The 1,235-nt window shown below is 47.7% G+C and carries 2 protein-coding genes; both read left to right on the top strand.

Going from position 1 to position 1,235, the window contains the following annotated elements; genetic code table 11:
- A partial coding sequence (gene cobA, locus F6K49_RS50460; protein ID WP_293110414.1) for a uroporphyrinogen-III C-methyltransferase occupies window positions 1-701 on the top strand: 701 nt, incomplete at its 5' end.
- 386 nt (window positions 702-1,087) lie between these two features.
- Window positions 1,088-1,235, top strand: a 148-nt coding sequence (locus F6K49_RS50455) for an SDR family NAD(P)-dependent oxidoreductase (protein ID WP_293110416.1), incomplete at its 3' end; no start/stop codon positions are given.

Genomic DNA, 1,235 nt, shown 5'->3' with positions numbered 1-1,235 from the left:
AGGGAAAGGGGTTATTAGAATTTGCAGATGTGGTAGTTTATGATGCCCTAGTCAGTCCGCAAGTGTTGAAGATGATTAATCCCCAGGCGGAACAGATTAATGCCGGAAAGCGCAGGGGTCGTCATTCGATGTTGCAGCAACAGACAACTGAGCTGTTGATTGAAAAGGCCCACTCTCATGCCGTGGTGGTACGGCTGAAAGGGGGAGACCCCTTTGTGTTTGGTCGTGGTGGTGAGGAAATGGGGGATTTGATCGCGGCAGGGGTGCCAGTGGAGGTGGTACCAGGGGTAACCTCCGGGATTGCAGCACCAGCCTATCTGGGTATTCCATTGACCCATCGGGATTATAGTTCTTCCGTTACCTTTGTCACAGGTCATGAGTCAGTGGGCAAGTATCGACCTCAGGTGAATTGGAATGCGATCGCAAATGGCTCAGAAACCATTGTGATTTATATGGGAGTTCATAATCTGCATCGGATTGTCACCGAAGTGTGTGAAGCAGGATTAAATCCCCAGACACCAGTAGTGCTGATTCGCTGGGGCACACGACCTGACTCCGAACAGTTGGTTGGAACCTTAGAGACCATTGTGGCTCAGGTTGAAGAAACACAGTTTTCTGCTCCTGCGATCGCAGTCATTGGTAATGTGGTCAAGTTGCAACAGCTTGAAGGGTTTTCACCGTTGAAAGTTGAAGGCGGTTGAAGGCGGTTGAAGGCGGTTGAAGGTTAACCGGTTGAAGGTTAACCGGTTGAAGGTTAAGGGGTTTAAAGTTAAGCGGTTGAAGCTTAGAACCTGTAACCTGTAACCTGTAACTGGCTACCTGTAACCTGTAACCTTCAACCTGTTAACCCTCAACCTGTAACTGGCTACCTGGAACCTTCAACCTTCAACCTTCAACCTTCAACCTTGTAACCTGTAACCTTCAACCTTCAACCTTCAACCTTGTAACCTGTAACCTTCAACCTTCAACCTTCAACCTGTAACTGGCTACCTGTAAGCTTAAAACTCTAACCGAAGATAGTATCTTTGATCGCAACTTAGTGTGAGAGCCTAATAAAGTTACGATCAATAGGCCAGTTTTAAACAAAATGGAAAACGATCATAAATCAACGGTCATTATTACAGGGGCCTCCTCGGGAGTTGGTTTGCAAGCGGCCAGAGCTCTTGCCCAAACCTGGGGATGGCATGTAGTGATGGCTTGTCGGAATCTCGATAAAGCTGAAAAAGCTGCCCAAG

The sequence above is a fragment of the Moorena sp. SIO3I6 genome, assembly GCF_010672095.1.
Note: the sequence above shows the minus strand (reverse complement) of the source record. Positions and strands in the feature narration are given on the sequence as shown.